The 585-nt window shown below is 26.7% G+C and carries 1 protein-coding gene; it reads left to right on the top strand.

What is annotated here, in order from left to right:
• On the top strand, positions 1 to 307 hold a 307-nt coding region (locus CD138_RS13140), incomplete at its 5' end, for a substrate-binding domain-containing protein (protein ID WP_180991065.1).
• Positions 308 to 585 lie beyond the last annotated feature (278 nt).

Below are 585 nucleotides of genomic sequence, written 5' to 3'. Positions count from 1 at the left end.
CGTCTTTATTAAATTGTTTACATCTGAAATAGTTCATGTAGAATGCTCCTTTTTATTAAAATTATACTACATATTTAACTTTGCAACAGAACCAGATGAAGTCTCTTTAATTGGAACTGACAATCATGATATATGTAAAATTTTAAATCCTAAACTTTCTAGTATTTCACTTCCTATAGAAAAAATGGCGAAAGATATAAGTAATCATACAATCGAATGTCTGACAATAAACGAAAAAGAAGTAATAGATAAATTATATTCATTTAACATTATTACTGATTCTGTTTCAAGTTTTAACAAAATGTAGCTAATTAATTTATCATGTAATCATTTACTTAACTAGCACATGACTAATTACATGGAACAGTGAAAAAGCGGCATTAAAAGATCTCACTGTACATATCTACAACCAAGAACATATCTTTTGGGACACATAAATTTGTGTCTCGTTTCTTATATAAAAATTCTGGTTGTAATACTTCCAACTACTTTATGAAATAAATTACACTTCATAAATAAGAACATATGTTCTATAATATGATTGAGGTGTTACTAATGGGTTCTGTTGCAAAGTTAGATATGTAA

It is taken from the genome of Staphylococcus intermedius NCTC 11048, from assembly GCF_002902385.1.
Classification (GTDB): domain Bacteria; phylum Bacillota; class Bacilli; order Staphylococcales; family Staphylococcaceae; genus Staphylococcus; species Staphylococcus intermedius.
This window is presented reverse-complemented; position numbering and strand designations above follow the sequence as displayed.